At 61.3% G+C, this 17,208-nt stretch carries 14 protein-coding genes and 2 riboswitches; of the genes, 10 read left to right on the top strand and 4 right to left on the bottom strand.

Features of this window, described 5'->3' with window-relative positions:
- Positions 1-73: 73 nt before the first annotated feature.
- On the top strand, positions 74-667 hold the full coding sequence (gene nfuA / locus ACWKV9_RS10060; protein WP_483835946.1) for a Fe-S biogenesis protein NfuA: 594 nt from the start codon (positions 74-76) through the stop codon (positions 665-667).
- 167 nt (positions 668-834) lie between these two features.
- Here the strand turns inward: nfuA and cobM are convergent, their stop codons facing one another.
- The 4 genes from cobM to ACWKV9_RS10040 all read right to left on the bottom strand — a co-directional run bounded on the left by cobM (position 835) and on the right by ACWKV9_RS10040 (position 3,026).
- The gene (gene cobM / locus ACWKV9_RS10055; protein ID WP_483835945.1) at positions 835-1,581 is read right to left on the bottom strand and encodes a precorrin-4 C(11)-methyltransferase; all 747 of its coding nucleotides are present in this window, start codon (positions 1,579-1,581) and stop codon (positions 835-837) included.
- Positions 1,582-1,681: 100 nt separating this feature from the next.
- Positions 1,682-2,095: a cobalamin biosynthesis protein gene (locus ACWKV9_RS10050; protein WP_483835944.1), complete on the bottom strand. Its 414-nt coding sequence runs from the start codon at positions 2,093-2,095 to the stop codon at positions 1,682-1,684.
- On the bottom strand, positions 2,092-2,823 hold the full coding sequence (locus ACWKV9_RS10045; protein ID WP_483835943.1) for a CbtA family protein: 732 nt from the start codon (positions 2,821-2,823) through the stop codon (positions 2,092-2,094). The genes ACWKV9_RS10050 and ACWKV9_RS10045 overlap by 4 nt, the downstream gene beginning before the upstream one ends.
- 11 nt (positions 2,824-2,834) lie before the next feature.
- Positions 2,835-3,026: a CbtB domain-containing protein gene (locus ACWKV9_RS10040; RefSeq protein ID WP_483835942.1), complete on the bottom strand. Its 192-nt coding sequence runs from the start codon at positions 3,024-3,026 to the stop codon at positions 2,835-2,837.
- Between the two features lie 97 nt (positions 3,027-3,123).
- Positions 3,124-3,362: riboswitch (cobalamin riboswitch) on the bottom strand.
- Between the two features lie 425 nt (positions 3,363-3,787).
- Between ACWKV9_RS10040 and ACWKV9_RS10035 the strand changes: the two genes are divergently transcribed.
- The 9 genes from ACWKV9_RS10035 (at position 3,788) to cobN (ending at position 17,156) form a co-directional block, all read left to right on the top strand.
- Positions 3,788-5,005 (top strand): NAD(P)/FAD-dependent oxidoreductase, encoded by a 1,218-nt coding sequence (locus ACWKV9_RS10035; protein ID WP_483835941.1) that lies wholly within the window; start codon positions 3,788-3,790, stop codon positions 5,003-5,005.
- A complete protein-coding gene (locus ACWKV9_RS10030) occupies positions 5,002-5,919 on the top strand; it encodes an ABC transporter permease (RefSeq protein WP_483835940.1) in 918 nt (305 codons plus the stop codon). Before ACWKV9_RS10035 ends, ACWKV9_RS10030 begins: the two co-directional genes overlap by 4 nt.
- The gene (locus ACWKV9_RS10025) at positions 5,916-6,725 is read left to right on the top strand and encodes an ABC transporter permease (RefSeq protein ID WP_483835939.1); all 810 of its coding nucleotides are present in this window, start codon (positions 5,916-5,918) and stop codon (positions 6,723-6,725) included. Before ACWKV9_RS10030 ends, ACWKV9_RS10025 begins: the two co-directional genes overlap by 4 nt.
- 24 nt (positions 6,726-6,749) lie before the next feature.
- Positions 6,750-7,823, top strand: a complete 1,074-nt coding sequence (locus ACWKV9_RS10020; protein WP_483835938.1) for an ABC transporter substrate-binding protein — start codon at positions 6,750-6,752, stop codon at positions 7,821-7,823.
- Positions 7,824-8,184: 361 nt separating this feature from the next.
- A complete protein-coding gene (locus tag ACWKV9_RS10015; RefSeq protein ID WP_483835937.1) occupies positions 8,185-9,309 on the top strand; it encodes an ABC transporter ATP-binding protein in 1,125 nt (374 codons plus the stop codon).
- A gap of 22 nt (positions 9,310-9,331) precedes the next feature.
- Positions 9,332-10,855, top strand: coding sequence for an aldehyde dehydrogenase family protein (locus ACWKV9_RS10010; RefSeq protein WP_483835936.1), 1,524 nt, complete (start codon positions 9,332-9,334; stop codon positions 10,853-10,855).
- Between the two features lie 102 nt (positions 10,856-10,957).
- Positions 10,958-11,815, top strand: a complete 858-nt coding sequence (locus ACWKV9_RS10005; RefSeq protein ID WP_483835935.1) for an IclR family transcriptional regulator — start codon at positions 10,958-10,960, stop codon at positions 11,813-11,815.
- Between the two features lie 161 nt (positions 11,816-11,976).
- Positions 11,977-12,195: riboswitch (cobalamin riboswitch) on the top strand.
- Positions 12,196-12,308: 113 nt separating this feature from the next.
- Positions 12,309-13,388, top strand: a complete 1,080-nt coding sequence (gene cobW / locus ACWKV9_RS10000; RefSeq protein WP_483835934.1) for a cobalamin biosynthesis protein CobW — start codon at positions 12,309-12,311, stop codon at positions 13,386-13,388.
- Between the two features lie 3 nt (positions 13,389-13,391).
- Positions 13,392-17,156, top strand: a complete 3,765-nt coding sequence (gene cobN / locus ACWKV9_RS09995) for a cobaltochelatase subunit CobN (RefSeq protein WP_483835933.1) — start codon at positions 13,392-13,394, stop codon at positions 17,154-17,156.
- Positions 17,157-17,208 lie beyond the last annotated feature (52 nt).

Raw genomic sequence — 17,208 nt, 5'->3', positions numbered from 1 at the left:
CGAGTAGCACGCTAGGACTTTGTCAGTTGCCTGGGATTGGCGTAAACTCCGGCCACGTCTGCGAGGAATTTTCATGACCGCTATTACTATTACTGATGCCGCCCACGATTATTTGGCCGACCTGCTGGAAAAGCAGAACACGCCGGGCATCGGCATCCGCGTGTTTATTACCCAGCCTGGCACCCAATACGCTGAAACCTGCATTGCTTACTGCAAGCCAGGCGAAGAGAAATCCGAAGACAAGGCCATCGGCCTGAAAAGCTTCACTGCCTGGATCGACTCCTTCAGTGAAGCGTTTCTCGATGACGCCGTTGTCGATTACGCCACCGACCGTATGGGCGGTCAGCTGACCATCAAGGCGCCAAACGCCAAAGTCCCGATGGTCAACGCTGAAAGCCCGATCAACGAGCGCATCAATTACTACCTGCAAACCGAGATCAACCCAGGTCTCGCCAGCCATGGCGGTCAGGTCAGCCTGATCGACGTGGTCGAAGAAGACGACGCCAACATTGCCGTGCTGCAATTTGGCGGCGGTTGCCAGGGTTGTGGTCAGGCCGACGTCACGCTCAAGGAAGGCATCGAGCGCACTTTGCTAGAACGCATTCCCGAGCTGACCGCTGTACGCGATGTGACCGACCACACGCAAAAAGAAAACGCTTACTACTGAGTAGTGTGCGCTTCAACAAGAAGCCCCGACTGGTTCGGGGCTTTTTTGTGGATGCGAGGTTTTGTAGGAGCGCGCTTGCCCGCGATTGCGTAGTGTCACCAAACACGGGAATATCTGACCCGACTCTTTCGCGGGCAAGCGCGCTCCTACAAGTCAGTAACGCCAAGTCACGGCCTGAACACATGCGCATGCCCGGCGCGGTACAGCGATGATTCGCTGAATACGTCATTGCCCAGCACACGACCTACCAGAATCAACGCCGTACGCCGAAAACCTTTCTCCTGCACCTTCGCTTCGATGTCCGCGAGCGTGCCCACCACCCAATCCTGATCCGGCCAGCTGGCACGATGGACAACGGCAATCGGGCAATCGGCGCCGTAATGCGGGGCCAGTTCGGCGACGATTTTGCCCAGATTGTTCACGCCCAAATGAATGGCCATGGTGGCCCGGTGCTGCGCCAGATCGCTAAGCGCTTCGCCCTCGGGCATCGACGTTTTGTCGGCGTAGCGAGTCAGGATCACGCTTTGCGAAATGTCTGGAAGTGTCAGCTCAGTGCCTAACAGGGCGGCGCAGGCAGCGGTCGCGGTCACGCCGGGGATGATTTCGAAGGGGATATTCAGCTCGCGCAGGCAACGAATCTGCTCGCCGATGGCGCCATACAGGCTAGGGTCTCCGGAGTGAACCCGGGCCACATCCTGGCCTTGTTCATGAGCAGATTTCATCAAGGCGATGATCTGCTCCAGATGCAATTCGGCGCTGTTGGTCACCTGCACCGCCTGATGCCCTTCAAGCACCGCTTCGGGGACCAGGGAGCCTGCATAGATGATGACCGGGCAACTGCGGATCAGACGTTGACCCTTGACGGTGATCAGCTCCGGATCGCCGGGGCCTGCGCCGATGAAAAAAATGGTCATGATGGGTTCCTTTAGCGGTAGGAGCGCGCTTGCCCGCGATTACGGACTGTCTGCCAACGATGTGTTGCCTGTTACGCCGTAATCGCGGGCAAGCGCGCTCCTACAGGTGTCCGGCCAAGGCGAAGGTGGCGTGGCTGTTTTTGCGGCGTGTGATGAGCAAATGGGATGGGGTGGCCAGCAACTGCGCAGCCAACGCCAGCGCTGCACTTTCCGCCACGCCATAGCACCCGGTAGCGGCAGACGAGACTTGGGATCGATGGCTCAACTGTCCTTCGAACGCGCTCAAATCATCTGCGCTGAAAAACACCAGCGGCACGTCCAGCCGTTCACTCAACGCCAGTAACCCGGGCTCCGAAGCCTTGAGATCAAGGGAGGCGAGGGCGGTTACATCACTTAGCGCCAGCCCCTCTAGCGCAAGGCTCTGGCCGATAAGGGCCAGTAACGACTCCACCGAACAACCTCGGCGGCAGCCCAGGCCGACCACCAGGGTCGGCCGAGTGCTCGATTGACTCATGCCGCGTGCGGCAGGCCTGACGTATGCAGTTCAGGATTATTGCGGCGGAACAGCCAGGCGCTGATCACGCCCATGGCGATCCAGAACACGGCGTTAGTCAGCAGCGAGGCGATTTTGAACTGCGACGCCAGTGCTTCCGGCGCCAGGCTGGCGTGCACTGCCGGCTGCGGTGCGCCGATCACATGGGGCACGACCAGAATCGCGACGGCCAGAATCTTGAGTGCCCAGTGACGCCCGAACACCAGCAAAGCCAGCGCGACCGCAGTCGAGGCGGCAGTGCCGATCCACCAGAACTGACGCTGGGTCAGGTCGGCAGCGGCGGTGCCCGGCAATTCCGGTGGCAGGCCAAGGGTCGGCGCCAGTACGAACACAGCAAAACCGGCCAGCCCCCAAAGGGCGCCCTCAGCAGTGCTGCTCGGTGCCCGAAGGGTATACAGCGCCGCAAGCATTAACGCGAAACCGACCGCGACCACCAGATTGCCGCCGGTGGTGGACAGCACACGCTGCCAACCGTCTTCCGGCTCCCAGGCCTGGGCGTCATGCTCGTGGGCAGCCATGGCGCCTGCGGCATGTTCGTGGGGCTGAGCTTCGGCGTGTGTGGCCGGAGCCTTCTCGTAGGTTTCCGCCTGCAGAATCAGCGGTGCCACCCAGAAGCTTTGCAGCAGTGTCAGCAGCAGAGCGGCGAGCAGCCCGGTGAAGCCAGCCGTTTGAGCGATACGCTTGAACATGGCGGCAGATCTCAATGGCAAGGGAAGGCAGAGCTGTGACGTGTGTCGTGCGCGGCGTTATGGACTGCATCGATGTGCGAGAAGCCGGCGAAGTAGACCAGACAGGCGCCGAGGACCATCGCGCTGACGGCGGCGGTCAGGCGTTGGGTCTGCGTGACGGTGGTGCTGGAAGTGGTGGTTGGGCTGGTAGTGCTGATCGACATGGCGCGTCCCTCTGAATTTTCAGCGAGCAGGAAAGCGCAATGAAACCCGCTGACAGGCGTCAGCAGAGACTCAACAGCGCCCGCCCACCGCGGGTTTGTTATGTGTCAGTTGCGGGCCGGTCTCCGGGCTTGCGAGGGGCTAAACGCGCAATGCGTTCCGCCATCAAGAATCGCCTTCCCATATCTCACGCTTTACAGCCATGACAGACACAGTGGATCTGACTCTTCACTCGCTTACCGTTGCGGGGGCAGCGCCGGACTTGCATCGCCTTTGGGACGACACGCACCGGTTTCCCGTTTCACCCTGTGAAGGGCACCCGTAACAAGGCGTGTAGGAGAGCATGGCGAAGTGGCTTCGTCAATCTGCGGTCTGCCTTCGGACCTGGATTGCCAAAGCCGCAGCGCCGCAGATCCAGGGTGGGAGCGGCCACCGAATCGCGCATGGGCAGAATCCGTGGGAGCGGACCTGTCCGCGAATGATGACTGCCCGGCGCTGAACTGGCGTCGGATGTACCGGGTTCTTGGCGAAAACCCTATCGATCAGCGATACCTCCTCCATCATTTACGACCGAATCATTCCGGGAACGACGCATTCCCTGTCTGAACATTGCGCCAATGAAAATATCGTTTATACCTACATCCATATCGATCATCGATACGGGTGGATCTTGAAATCATCGTCGGATGTATTCAGCTGTCTTTGGCAGGAGCGCTCCCAGGTACCGGTGTTCACCTCACGGCTTCCTTCACGAGCGCGTTGTGTGGTCATCGGCGCGGGTTACACCGGGCTGTCCACCGTTCTGGCCTTGACATCGCGCTCCACCGAAGAGGGGGAGGTGATCGTCATGGATGCGCTGAACATCGGTGATGGCGCTTCCGGTCGCAACGGCGGTCAGGTCATTCCCGGTCTCAAGCTCAACCCCGATGAATTGATCGAACGCTTCGGTGAAGCACGCGGTGAACCTTTGGCGAATTTGGCGGGCGGCGCGGCGGACTATGTATTCAGGCTGATCGAGCGTCTGGGCATCGACTGCGGTGCGCGTCAGGACGGCTGGATTCAAGCGGCGCATAACGAGAAGGCCTTGCTCTCTCTGAACGCCCGGGCGGGTCAGTGGCAAGCGCGCAACGCAGCGGTGCGGATGATCGACAAAAACCAGGCGGCGAATCTGCTCGGCACCTCGATCTACCACGGCGGGCTGCTTGACGAGCGCGCTGGCCAATTACAGCCCTATCAATACATCCACGGCCTGGCGGCGGTCGCCCGTCAACGCGGGGTGAAGATTTTTGAACGCTGCGCCGCGTTGCAACTAAAACGGACTGATGGCGGCTGGACGGTCACCACTGCCAACGGCGAGATTCAGGCCGATCAGGTGGTCATCGCCACCAACGCCTATTCCTCGCCGTTGTTGCCAGCGCTGCCTCATACCTACGTCACGCTGTGGAGTTTGCAGGCGGCAACAGCGCCACTGCCGTCAGCACTACAGGACTTGGTCTTACCCGGTGGATTGCCGGTATCTGACACCTACCGGGTATTGCGCTACTTTCGCAAAACCCAGGACGGCCGTTTTGTGCTCGGCACCCGAGGCCCGTTCCGCGACGCGTTAAACCTCAATGACCTGGCGCGGGTTCGCCGGGAAATGCTCGACATCTACCCGATGCTTGAGCAAACGCCGCTGACCCATTGCTGGTGCGGTCGGGTCGCGGTGCCGTCTGCCGGAATCCCGATCCTCAGCCAGCCGGAACCGGGCTTGACCGTCGCCTTGGGTTATTACGGTCGGGGGGTGGCGATGGCAACGCGGATGGGCGCATTGGTCGCCGATCTCGTCCAAGGCCTGCCCGCCGCCGAAAGCGTTTATCCGGTCACGCCTTTCAAGGCCATGCCCGCAGCGCCCCTGCATCGCAATGTCGCGCGGGTCGCTGCCAATGTCATGCGTATGCAGGACTTGATCGAGCGAAGGGCCAGAGGGGCGAAACGATGAGCCAGACCCACCCCAACGCCTCGACCGCAGTCGCCATAGAACCCTCCATCGTCGAGCCACGTCGTTCCAGAGCCCGACTGTTTGACGGGCTATTGAACCTGCCCGGCGGCCTGATCACCTGCACGCTGATTCTGTTTGCCCTGGGGTTGCTGCTGTACATGAGCGTGCGGGTCAACGACGGGGAGATCGTCGGTTCGGCCTTCACGCTGGACAATCTGTCTTCGGCGCTGACCGATCCGCTGACCCGACTGGTGCTGCTGCGCTCAATCATCCTTTCGGCGATCGTCACGATCGCGACAGTCACGCTGGCTTTTCCGGTGGCGTATTACTTGGCATTCCGGGCAGGGCGCTGGCGTCATCTGCTGCTATTTCTGGTGACGCTGCCGTTCTGGACCAGCTACCTGCTGCGGGTGTTTGCCTGGAAAATCGTGCTCGCCTACAACGGCGTGCTCAACTCGGCGTTGATGATGCTGGGTATCACCGACGCGCCGTTGACCGGCCTGCTCAATACGCCAGCCACCGTAGTGGTCACCCTGGCCCATGCCTACGCCGCATTTGCTGTGCTGCCGCTGTACATCTGCCTGCAGGGCCTGCCGAAGAATCTGTTCGAAGCCGCCGCCGACCTCGGCGCCAAGCCGTATCAGGGTTTTCTGCGGGTGGTGCTGCCGCTGTCAGTGCCGGGGATTTTATCGGCGGCGTTGGTGGTGTTTGTCCCCACCGTGGGCGATTACGTGACCCCCGCACTGGTCGGTGGCCCCAACAGTTCGATGATCGGCACGCTGATTCAGGCGCAGTTCGGCAAGGCCAATGACTGGCCTGCCGGTGCTGCGCTGGCGGTGATCAGCATGATCGCGATTGCCATCGTGGTCATTGCGACGCGCTGGCTCATCACTCGCTGGAGCACCCGCACATGACTCGCTACCTGAACCGGCACTGGCTGCTGGCGTACGTGGCGGCATACCTGGTGTTTTTATACCTGCCGACGCTGCTGATCCCGGTGTTCTCGTTCAACGATTCGATTGCCCCGGCGTTTCCGCTCAAGGGCTTCACCCTGCAGTGGTATCAAAGCCTGCTCGACGACCCGCGACTGCGCAACGCCGCGCTCAACAGTCTCATGGTGGCGAGCATTGCAGCGGCCATCGCCACAGCAGCGGGGTGCCTGATTGCCTACGCTGATCTGCGCCGCAGCACACCGCTGGCCCGGAGCATTTCGCTGTTGGCGCGTTTGCCGATCCTGTTACCCGGCGTCGTCTTGGGCATCGCGTTGTTGGTGGGTGTCAACCTGATCGGTCCCGGCCCGTCATTGGGCTCGATCGTGATAGGCCATGTGTGTTTTTGCCTGCCGACCACCGTGGTGGTGATGCGCAGCCGTTTCGCGGCGTTCCCCCGCAGTCTGGAAGATGCGGCGATGGATCTGGGCGCAGACGAATGGACCACGTTTCGTCGCGTGGCCTTGCCGCTGGCACTGCCGGGGCTGATTTCGGCGTTCATGCTCGCGTTCATCACCTCCTTCGACGAGTTCATCGTCGCGTTCTTTCTCGTCGGCACCGAACCGACCCTGCCCATTTATATCTGGAGTCAACTGCGCTTTCCCAAGCAACTGCCGAGCGTCATGGCGCTCGGCACGGTGATCCTCGTGGTCTCCGTGATTCTCGCCGCGCTGGCCGAGCATTTTCGGCGTCGTGGCACGCGTTCCTCTGCCAATTCCATTACGAAATAGCTCGGAGGTCTCATGAAAATCCGCATGACCGATACACGTTCCTGGGCGCTTGGGTTAGGCGCGTTCGCGCTGGGTTTTACCCTTTTGCAACAGGGCGCGCAGGCCGCCGACAGCGGCAAGCTGACGTACTTCACCTGGTCCGGTTACGAGTTGCCGCAGTTTCATGGCGACTTTGAAAAGGCCCATCCGGGGCAGGTGGATATTTCGGTGTTTGGCGACGATGACGACGCGCTGTCCAAAGCCCGTGCCGGTTTTCATCCTGATCTGGCGCACCCTTGCTACGACAAGCTCGATCGCTGGAAGCAAGCGGGGCTGATCCAGCCGTTGGACCCCAAACGCCTGAAGAATTGGGATCAGGTGTTCCCGGTTCTGCAGAAGCTGCCGGGCATCGTCGATGCCGACGGCAAGGTGTGGATGGTGCCGTGGGACTGGGGTAACACTTCGATTCTGTACCGCACCGATCTGGTGAAAAACCCGGACGCCAGCTGGAAGATGTTCTTTGATCCGGCCTCACCTTACGCCGGCAAGATGGCGACCATCGACGCGGTCCACGACACGCCGCTCGTGGCGGCATTGCTGGCTGGGGTCGATCCGTTCAAGAAGATGGATCAGGCGCAGCTGGACAAAGTCGGCGCAATGCTGCGGCAGCAGCGGCCGCTGATGTCTTCATACACCACTGACATGACTTCGGTGGAACAGAGCCTGGCCAGCGGCGAACTGGTGGCGGCGATGGCCTGGAACGCATCGGCCACGGCCCTGAAAAAGCAGAACGTGCCGGTAGCGTTCATGAAGCCCAAAGAGGGCATGTTGACCTGGGTCTGCGGCATGGTGTTGCTCAAGGACGCCAAGCATGTGGACCTGGCGTATGACTTCATCAATGCGCGCCTGAACGCCGATTCCGGTGCCAGTCTGATCAACGAATACGGTTACGGCAGCGCCAGCGAAGCGGCATTCAAAAAGATACCGCCGGCCAAGCTCGAAGAACTGTCATTGCCCAACGACCCTGAAACCATGCTGCGCGACACCGTGCTGACCAAGCCGATTCCGAGCAACGACGAACTGGCCAAGCTGTTTGAGCGGGTCAAAGCGGGTGGGTGATAAGCCGCAGTGGGCTTTGGCTTTTGCTTCTACCCGGAGGCGTATGGAATCAGTGCCATTTGATTCTGCTCGGGCGGCTTTGGGATCAGTGCTTTTGATTCTGCTAAGGGGGGCTTTGGGATCAGTGCTTTTTGATTCTGCTAAGGGGGGCTTTGGGATCAGTGCTTTTGATTCTGCCCGGAGGGCGTAGGAGTCCAGCTTGCTGACGATCTGCCGCGAAGCGGTAGTAAAACCGGAGAACGCGGTGCTTCAGAAAGATAGCGTTGGCGGGTTTTAGGGCCGCTGCGCAGCCCATCGCGGGACAAGCCACGCTCCTACGCCTTCGGCAGAAGCCCATTCATCGTTGATGAGAGAACTAATCGTGACAAACCCCAACGTGGTCAGCCTCAAGGGCATCAGCAAGCGCTACACCGACAGCATTCTCAGCGTCGATAACATCGACCTGGACATTGCCAGTGGCGAGTTCATCAGCCTGTTGGGGCCTTCGGGCTGTGGCAAGACCACCACCTTGCGCCTGATCGCCGGGTTCGAGGGGCCGACAGCGGGCCAGATATTTATCGACGGCAAAGACCTCACCGCCGCGCCGCCCTATGGCCGGCCGGTCAATACGGTGTTTCAGGACTACGCTCTGTTCCCCCACTTGAACGTCAGCGACAACGTGGGTTTCGGCCTGAGTTTGGCCGGGGTCGGCTCGGGTGAAGCGCGCACGCGGATTCGCGACATGCTGGAGCTGGTGGGACTGGCGGACAAGGCGCGCGCACGGGTCCAGGATTTATCCGGCGGGCAGCAGCAGCGGATCGCCATGGCCAGGGCGCTGGTGTGTCGTCCGCGCGTGCTGTTGCTCGATGAGCCGCTGTCCGCCCTCGACGCACATTTGCGCCAACACATGCAGGTCGAACTCAAACGCCTGCAGGCGCAACTGGGCACCACCTTTGTCATGGTCACCCACGATCAGACCGAAGCCCTGTCGATTTCCGACCGCATCGCCGTGATGCGCAATGGCCGGATCGAACAGGTGGCAGGCCCCGCCGAGCTTTATGACCAGCCCGCCACCCCTTTCGTCGCCGGTTTCATCGGTGCGAGCAATTTGCTGTCGGGGGAGGTGATCAGCAGTGATAACAGCTTGATCAGCGTCAAGGTAGGGGCGATGCACATGATGGCGCGCAGTGACAGGCCCTTGCGCGTTGGCGAACAAGTCACGGTGTCGTTACGCCCCGAAGACTTGCGCGTCCAGGCCCAAGTCGACCCTGCGCTGGCGCCGTTTACCACCCAAGCCACCGTGTTGCAGACGCTGTTTCACGGACGTTCGTTACGCATTCAGGTCAGCGTGCCCGGCGTTGAAAGCCTGACACTCGACTTGCCGCGCGACGGCAATGCCCAGCATCACGCCGCGCTCAGGCCCGGCGACGGCATTTATTTCAGCGTCGCCCCCGGTGTGGCAAGGGCGTTCGCCGTCGCGCCGCTTCAGTCCTCCAGCGCCTCATGAACTCATCTATCAGGATCCCGACATGACCAGCCTTTACCAGACACTGGGCCAACGTAGCGCCGCCGACTGGCAGCAGCGCCTGAGCACTTTCGAGTACCACATCAGTAACTTCATCGACGGGCAGCCGTGTCCCGCCCTCAGCGGTGAGACGTTCGAGGTCGTCAACCCGGCAACCGGCAAAGTCCACGCCAGCGCGCCACGCAGCAGCGATGCCGACATCGACGAGGCGGTTAAATCCGCGCGACGGGCGTTCAAATCCGGCAGTTGGTCACGCCTGGCGCCCAGGGATCGCATGGCCGTGCTGTATCACTTCGCCGCGCTGATCGACGATAACGCCGAAGCCTTTGCGCTCCTTGACGTGCTGGACATGGGCAAGCCGATCACCGACATGCTGGAAGTGGACGTACCGTATTCGGCGCTGTCGTTTCAGTTTTTTGCCGAAACCATCGACAAGCTGGAAGGCTCCGTCACCAGTACGACGCCGGAGGCCTTGCACTACATCCTCCGTCAGCCGCTGGGCGTGGTCGGCCTGATCGTGCCCTGGAATTACCCGCTGCTGATGGCCGCGTGGAAGTTGGCCCCGGCGTTGTCCATGGGCAATTCGGTGGTGCTCAAGCCTGCCGAACAATCGCCGTCCAGCGCCGTGCTGCTGGCGCAGTTGTTCATGCAGGCGGGTGGTCCGCCAGGGGTGTTCAACGTGGTGCAGGGCTATGGCGCCGAGGCGGGCGCGGCGCTGGCGCTGCACATGAATGTCGACAAGATCGGTTTTACCGGTTCGGTTGAGGTGGGCAAAAAGATGTTCATCTACGCCGGCCAATCGAACATGAAGCGCGTGACCACCGAATGCGGCGGCAAGAGCCCGCAGATCATTCTCGCTGACGTCGCTGATCTGGATCGGGCCGTGAGTTACGCCGTGAACGGCATTTATGCCAATCAGGGTGAGGTGTGCAACGCAGGCTCCCGGTTGCTGGTGCAGGACAGCATTTACGACGCGTTCATCGAGCGATTCAGTGAGGTCGCCCAGGGCCGATATCTGCCGGGCGACCCTTTAGATCCAGCCACGCGCATGGGCTCGATGGTGTCTTTTCAGCAGCAGAAACGCGTGCTGGGCTACATCGACAAAGCCAATGCCGAAGGCGGGCGTCTGGTGTTTGGCGGCGGTATTCCCAAAGGTCTTGAGCATGGCGCCTATGTCAGCCCGACGCTGTATGCCGATGTCAGCCCGCAGATGACCCTGGCCCGAGAAGAAGTGTTCGGTCCGGTGGCGGCGGCGATTCGCGTGACGGGGCTCGACCATGCGCTGGAGATCGCCAACGACTCCATCTATGGGCTGGCGGCCTCCGTCTGGACGCAGAATATCGATAAGGCGCTGACCTTCGCCCGTGATGTAGAGGCCGGAATTGTCTGGGTCAACTGCTTCGATCATGGCGACATGACCCAGCCGTGGGGTGGGTTCAAACAGTCGGGCAACGGTCGTGATCGTTGTCTGGAAGCGCTGACCCAATACTCGCAAACCAAATCGGTGTGGGTGCACCTGGGCGGTTGACGCCTGCCATGTGTCGGGTACAGTCGCGGCGTGTTGATCCTGGGTTGTGCCCGCATTGCGGCAATTCCGACATCAATAAAAAATCATTATTCGCGAGCCATCATGAGTCAGTCCGAGTCCATGCCAAACGACAAACTGCCCGCTGAGGAGGCCGTCGCCGACAAGACTGCGCCGGAACAATCGCCGCTGTTCGCCAGTACGCTGGCCCGCGGGCTGGAGGTGATGATGGCGTTCCGTGCGGGCAATCCGAGCATGAACCTTCCGGAGATCGCCGCCGCCACGGGCATTACCAAAAGCGCGGCCCAGCGTTTTGCCTTCACGCTGGAAACCCTGGGTTATCTGCGCAAGGACCCGCAAAGCAAGCGCTATCAGCTCACTCCCCGGGCGCTGTCCCTGGGTTTCGGATACTTGCAGACCAACAGCCTGATCGATCGCGCCTCGCCCTATCTGCATCAGCTCAACCGCGAATGCCACGAGAGTTGCAATCTGTCAGAACCTGACGGGGATCAAATGGTGTTTGTCGCCCGCTTTCCCAGTCACAACCAGATCATGATCCCGATGCCGCTGGGCCTGAGCCTGCCGATGTACTGCACGGCGTCGGGCCGCGCCTACCTGTCGCGCCTCGATCCCGAGGCTTGCGCAGATCTGCTTGACGCCATGCCCCGACCGTCTCACACCCACGCCACCGTCACCGATATCGATGCCTTATTGAAGAAGATTGCCCAAGCGCGGGAGGAGGGCTACAGCAGCATTGAGGGTGAATACTTCCTCGGCGATATCAGTCTGGCCGCGCCCATTGTGGATGCGGGGGGAATGCCGCTGGGCGCAATCAACATCTCGGTGCCCGCCAGCCGCTGGAGCTTCGAAGACGCCCGCAAAGCCTTTGCGCCGGCACTCATCCATACCGCCCATGCGATTTCCAGTGCCGGCTGGAGTCAACGTTCGGGTGGGTTTCGATAGCCGGGTGCAGAGAATGGCGGTCCCTGTAGGAGCGAACTTGTTCGCGAGGTGGGCTGCCTGACGCATCGCAATCGCCGGCTCACCAACACGTGGGCTCCCGCAATCAAGCGGCGCCCAAGCCCCAGCCATCAACCCGTCATTGACCTGACCATGCCCACTGCGTAGCCTTGCGCAGTCGAGGTTCGCCGGTCTGTGTTCTGTCAGATCGGCGCTAAGAAGGGAATGCGGTCAACGCCGCAGCTGCCCCCGCAACTGTAAACGGTCATGTTCATTGCACAGCCACTGCGCGAGCGGGAAGGCGCGATGAATGCCTGTCGGATTTCAACCAAACCGCCAGCGCCACCGTAAGCCAGGAGACCTGCCTCGACCGGACATTGCGTCCACGCATTCTCACTACAACCGGGCGGGGTGATCCGGTGGCGAATCGAACGGCCAGCGCCCGCGCTGTGCGGTTCTCGTCCCCTTTGCCCGCCGCACCGCCAAAGGGTATCCGATGAAAACACTGGCCAAACTTCCCGTCACTATCGTCACCGGCTTCCTCGGCTCGGGCAAAACCACCTTGTTGCGCCACATGCTCGACAACGCCGAAGGGCGTCGCATCGCCGTGATCGTCAACGAGTTTGGCGAGCTGGGCATCGACGGCGACATTCTCAAGCAATGCACCATCGGCTGCACCGAAGAAGAAGCCACCGGCCGCGTTTACGAGCTGGCCAACGGCTGCCTGTGCTGCACGGTGCAGGAAGAATTCTTCCCGGTGATGCGTGAACTGGTCGCCCGTCGCGGCGACCTCGACCACATCCTCATCGAAACCAGCGGCCTGGCGCTGCCCAAGCCCTTGGTCCAAGCCTTCCAGTGGCCTGAAATCCGCAGCGCCTGCACCGTTGACGCCGTGATCACCGTGGTCGACAGCCCGGCAGTTTTGGCCGGCACCTTCGCCGCGTTCCCGGATCAGGTCGATGCCCAACGCAAACTCGATCCGAACCTTGACCACGAATCGCCGCTGCACGAGCTGTTCGCTGACCAACTGGCGAGCGCCGATCTGGTCATCCTCAACAAAGCCGACATGCTCGACGCCGAATCTCTGGCCGCCGTGCGCGCCGAAGTCGCCGAAGAACTGCCGCCTGCGGTGAAAGTCATCGAGGCCAGCAAAGGGCAGCTGCCGATCAGCGTACTGTTGGGCCTTGGTGCGGAATCCGAGCAGCACATCGACGGCCGCAAAACCCACCACGATCATCACGAAGGTGACGACCATGACGACCACGATCATGACGCCTTCGATTCAATCTCAATTACCCTGCCGCAAGCGGACGAAAGCCTGTTGCTGGACGCGCTGACCCAGGCCGTCGTGCAGCACGGCATCCTGCGCGTCAAAGGTTTCGCGGCGGTTCCCGGCAAGCCGATGCGCCTGCTGGTGCAGGGCGTGGGAACGCGTTTCGACAAGCACTTCGACCGCGCCTGGAAAGCCGACGAAGAGCGCGTCACGCATCTGGTACTGATCGGCCAAGAGCTTGACGCGGCGGTACTCGAAGCCCAATTGCGCGCTGCGGTCACCGTTGTGGCGGTAGAAGGCTAATCCATGCACCTGCTCAGGACCCAGCCCGGCGGTTTCGTACCCGACGACAGCATCGCTGACCTGGGGCAAACCCCCGCCGATCTGGTGATTCTGTGCAGCGGCGACTCGCATCTGGCGTTGCTCGCTGAAACCGCGCAGCAACTGCCTGACGACTACCCCAGTCTGCGTCTGGCCAATCCGATGCAGGTGCAAAACCACGCCTCGGTCGACCTCTACGTGGACGAGGTGCTCCGTCACGCCAAGGTCATCCTGATTTCCCTGCACGGCGGCATTGGCTATTGGCGCTATGGCGTCGAGCGGCTGGTGGAATTGGCGGCGCGGGGAGTGAAACTGATTCTGGTGCCGGGCGACGATCGTCCCGATCCTGAGCTGAGCAGCCTGAGCAATGTCCCGCCGGCAGACGCCGAGCGGCTTTGGCATTTCCTGCGCCAGGGCGGCAAACACAACGCGCTCCAGCTTTATAGGTGCCTGGCGAGTGGCTGGCTGGGTCGCGATTACCCGTGGAGCGAGCCGTCTACGCTGTCGCGCACCGTTATTTATCACCCACACAAGGCCAGCGCTGAACTGAGTGACTGGCAAGCCGATTGGCTGCCGGACCAACCTGTCGCGGCGCTGCTGTTTTATCGCTCGCATTTGCAGGCCGCCAATACCGGGTTTATCGACGTGTTCTGCGAGCGCCTTCTGGCTCAGGGCATCAATCCGCTGCCCATCGCCGTCGCCAGCCTCAAAGAGCCCGCCTGCCTGAGCGCAGTCCAGGACTGGATGGACGAAGCGGACGCCGAGATTATCCTCAACACCACGGGTTTCGCCCAGTCCAGCCCGGAAGCGCCGCATCTGCGGCCGTTTCGCCGCAATATCCCGGTGATCCAGGCGATCTGCGCCCAGGATAACGAACCGGCATGGCAGGCCAGCGAGCAAGGCCTGGGCCCTCGGGATCTGGCGATGCACATTGCGCTGCCGGAACTGGACGGGCGGATCATCAGCCGGCCAATCAGTTTCAAGGACCTGGCCTGGTATAGCGAGCGCAGTCAGTCCGATGTGGTGTGTTATCGCGCCCAGCCCGAGCGCATGGATTTCGTCGCTGAACTGGCGCGGCGCTGGGTGCTGCTCGGCCGCTTGCCCAATCAAGATAAACGGGTGGCTTTGATCCTGGCCAATTACCCGACTCGCGATGGGCGTATCGGCAATGGCGTCGGTCTCGATACCCCTGCGGCGGCGTTGAATATCCTGCGTGCGCTGCAACATGAGGGTTATCCGCTGGCGCCGTTGCCCGAGACGGGCACCGAGCTGATTCACGCGCTGCTGGGCGGGGTCACCAACGACCCCGACAGCCGCGATCAGCGCCCGTGTCATCAAAGCATGGCGATGGCCGAATACCTGGCGGCATTCCAGGCCCTGCCTGAAGCCAATCAACAGGCGGTGATCCAGCGTTGGGGCACGCCGGACAGCGACCCGATGTGCCGCAGCGGCCGGATGATGGTCGCAGGTCTGCGTTATGGCCTGACCTTCATCGGCATTCAGCCAGCCCGTGGCTACGACGTCGATCACAGTGCTGTTTATCACGACCCGGATCTGGTGCCGCCCCACGGCTATCTGGCGTTTTATTTCTGGCTGCGTAAAAGCTATGGCGCCCATGCGGTGATCCATGTCGGCAAGCACGGCAATCTGGAGTGGCTACCGGGCAAAGGCGTGGGCTTGTCGGAACATTGCTGGCCGGATGCGATTCTCGGTCCAATGCCTAACATTTATCCTTTCATCGTCAACGATCCGGGTGAGGGGGCTCAGGCCAAGCGTCGCACCCAAGCGGTCATCATCGACCACCTGATGCCACCGCTGACCCGCGCCGAGACCTACGGTCCGTTGCGCAATCTGGAGCTGCTGGCGGACGAGTATTACGAGGCGCAATTGCTTGATCCGCGCCGCGCCCGCGAGCTGCAAAAAGACATTCTCGCGCTGGTACGCGAAACCCACATCGACCGCGAGCTGGCGTTGGAAGAAGGGCTCGACAGCGACGCGGACGTGGCGATCTGGTTGCCGCGTCTGGACACCTATTTGTGCGACCTGAAGGAATCGCAGATCCGCGATGGTTTGCACGTGTTCGGCGAGTCCCCAACCGGACGTTTGCGCATCGATACGTTGCTGGCGCTGTTGCGCATTCCTCGCGGCGATGGCAAAGGCGCGCAGGCGAGTCTGCTGCGGGTACTGGGCAAAGCGTTCGAGTTGGGAATCGACCCGCTGGACTGTGATTTGGGGCAGTCGTGGACCGGTCCTAAACCTCAAGCGTTGCATGAGGTCAGTGATGATCCGTGGCGCACGGTCGGTGATACCCGAGAACGACTGGAGCTTTATGCCAGTCGCTTGATTCAACATATCCTCTCTGGTAAATCCGATTCTTTATGTATTGAAAACAATGAATTAGCGCTGGTAGTTGATTCTCTGCTTGAAGTGGTCGCGCCACGTCTGGACGCTTGCGGCCCTGCCGAAATGCAGGGATTGCTGGACGCACTGAGCGGACGCTTCGTGCCCGCCGGGCCGAGCGGCGCACCCAGTCGAGGGCGCCTCGATGTCCTGCCGACAGGGCGCAATTTCTTCTCGGTGGACGTGCGCAATCTGCCAACGACTACTGCGTGGCGCATCGGCTTTCAATCAGCAAATCTGTTGCTGGACAGGCACTTGCAAGACAATGGTGATCATCTGCGTCAACTCGGATTATCGGTCTGGGGCACGGCTACCATGCGCACCGGTGGCGACGATATCGCCCAAGCCATGGCGTTGATGGGTGTACGTCCGGTGTGGGCCACCGGCAGTCAGCGTGTCGATGATTTTGAAATCCTGCCGCTAAGCCTTCTGGACCGTCCCCGTGTAGATGTCACGTTGCGAGTGTCCGGCTTCTTTCGCGATGCGTTCGCCAATCTGATCCGGCTGTTTGACGCGGCGGTGCAGGCAGTCGCTGCGCTGGACGAGCCGGATGACATGAATCCGCTGGCAGCGCGGGTGCGTCAGGAACGCGCCGAATTCGAACAAGCAGGGGCGACAGCGGAACAAGCGGCCCGGCAGGCGGGATGGCGTATCTTCGGCGCCAAACCCGGTGCATACGGCGCAGGCGTGCAGAACGCGATCGATGGACGATTGTGGCAAACCCGTGATGATCTGGCCGAGGTCTATCTGAACTGGGGCGGTTACGCCTATGGCGCGGCGGATGAGGGAACACCGGCGCGCGAACGCTTTGCCCAGCGTCTGAGTCAGGTGCAGGCAGTGCTGCAGAATCAGGACAACCGCGAGCACGATTTGCTCGATTCCAACGACTATTACCAGTTTCAGGGTGGCATGCTGGCAGCGGCGGAAACCCTCAGTGGCGCGAAAACCGCCAGCTACCATGGCGACCACAGCCAGCCGGATCTGCCGAAGATTCGGACCTTGAAGGAAGAATTGAACCGGGTGGTGCGCTCACGGGCGGCCAATCCGAAATGGATCGACGGGGTCAAGCGCCACGGTTACAAAGGTGCGTTTGAAATGGCCGCGACGGTGGACTTTTTGTTCGCCTTCGACGCCACCACCGAGTTGATCGACGATCACCAATACGCATTGCTGGCGGACGCCTATTTGCTGGACGCATCGACCCGCGAGTTCATCCAGGAGCACAACCCCGACGCCCTGCGCGACATGACCGAGCGAATGCTCGAAGCGCAGCAGCGCGGGTTGTGGCAGGAGCCGGGTGAGTACCGGGAAGCGCTGGAGAATCTGCTGCTGGATATTGAAGAGCAGTGATGGCTGTCGTATGGCACTGGCCTGTGACGGGCAGTGGATGGAGATGTCCGCA

The sequence above is a fragment of the Pseudomonas corni genome (assembly GCF_057128765.1).
This window is presented reverse-complemented; position numbering and strand designations above follow the sequence as displayed.

Coding starts and splice junctions, on each gene's coding strand:
- nfuA (WP_483835946.1), top strand. CDS start 74: ATGACCGCTATTACTATTACTGATGCCGCCCACGATTATTTGGCCGAC.
- cobM (WP_483835945.1), bottom strand. CDS start 1,581: ATGACCATTTTTTTCATCGGCGCAGGCCCCGGCGATCCGGAGCTGATC.
- ACWKV9_RS10050 (WP_483835944.1), bottom strand. CDS start 2,095: ATGAGTCAATCGAGCACTCGGCCGACCCTGGTGGTCGGCCTGGGCTGC.
- ACWKV9_RS10045 (WP_483835943.1), bottom strand. CDS start 2,823: ATGTTCAAGCGTATCGCTCAAACGGCTGGCTTCACCGGGCTGCTCGCC.
- ACWKV9_RS10040 (WP_483835942.1), bottom strand. CDS start 3,026: ATGTCGATCAGCACTACCAGCCCAACCACCACTTCCAGCACCACCGTC.
- ACWKV9_RS10030 (WP_483835940.1), top strand. CDS start 5,002: ATGAGCCAGACCCACCCCAACGCCTCGACCGCAGTCGCCATAGAACCC.
- ACWKV9_RS10025 (WP_483835939.1), top strand. CDS start 5,916: ATGACTCGCTACCTGAACCGGCACTGGCTGCTGGCGTACGTGGCGGCA.
- ACWKV9_RS10020 (WP_483835938.1), top strand. CDS start 6,750: ATGACCGATACACGTTCCTGGGCGCTTGGGTTAGGCGCGTTCGCGCTG.
- ACWKV9_RS10010 (WP_483835936.1), top strand. CDS start 9,332: ATGACCAGCCTTTACCAGACACTGGGCCAACGTAGCGCCGCCGACTGG.
- ACWKV9_RS10005 (WP_483835935.1), top strand. CDS start 10,958: ATGAGTCAGTCCGAGTCCATGCCAAACGACAAACTGCCCGCTGAGGAG.
- cobW (WP_483835934.1), top strand. CDS start 12,309: ATGAAAACACTGGCCAAACTTCCCGTCACTATCGTCACCGGCTTCCTC.
- cobN (WP_483835933.1), top strand. CDS start 13,392: ATGCACCTGCTCAGGACCCAGCCCGGCGGTTTCGTACCCGACGACAGC.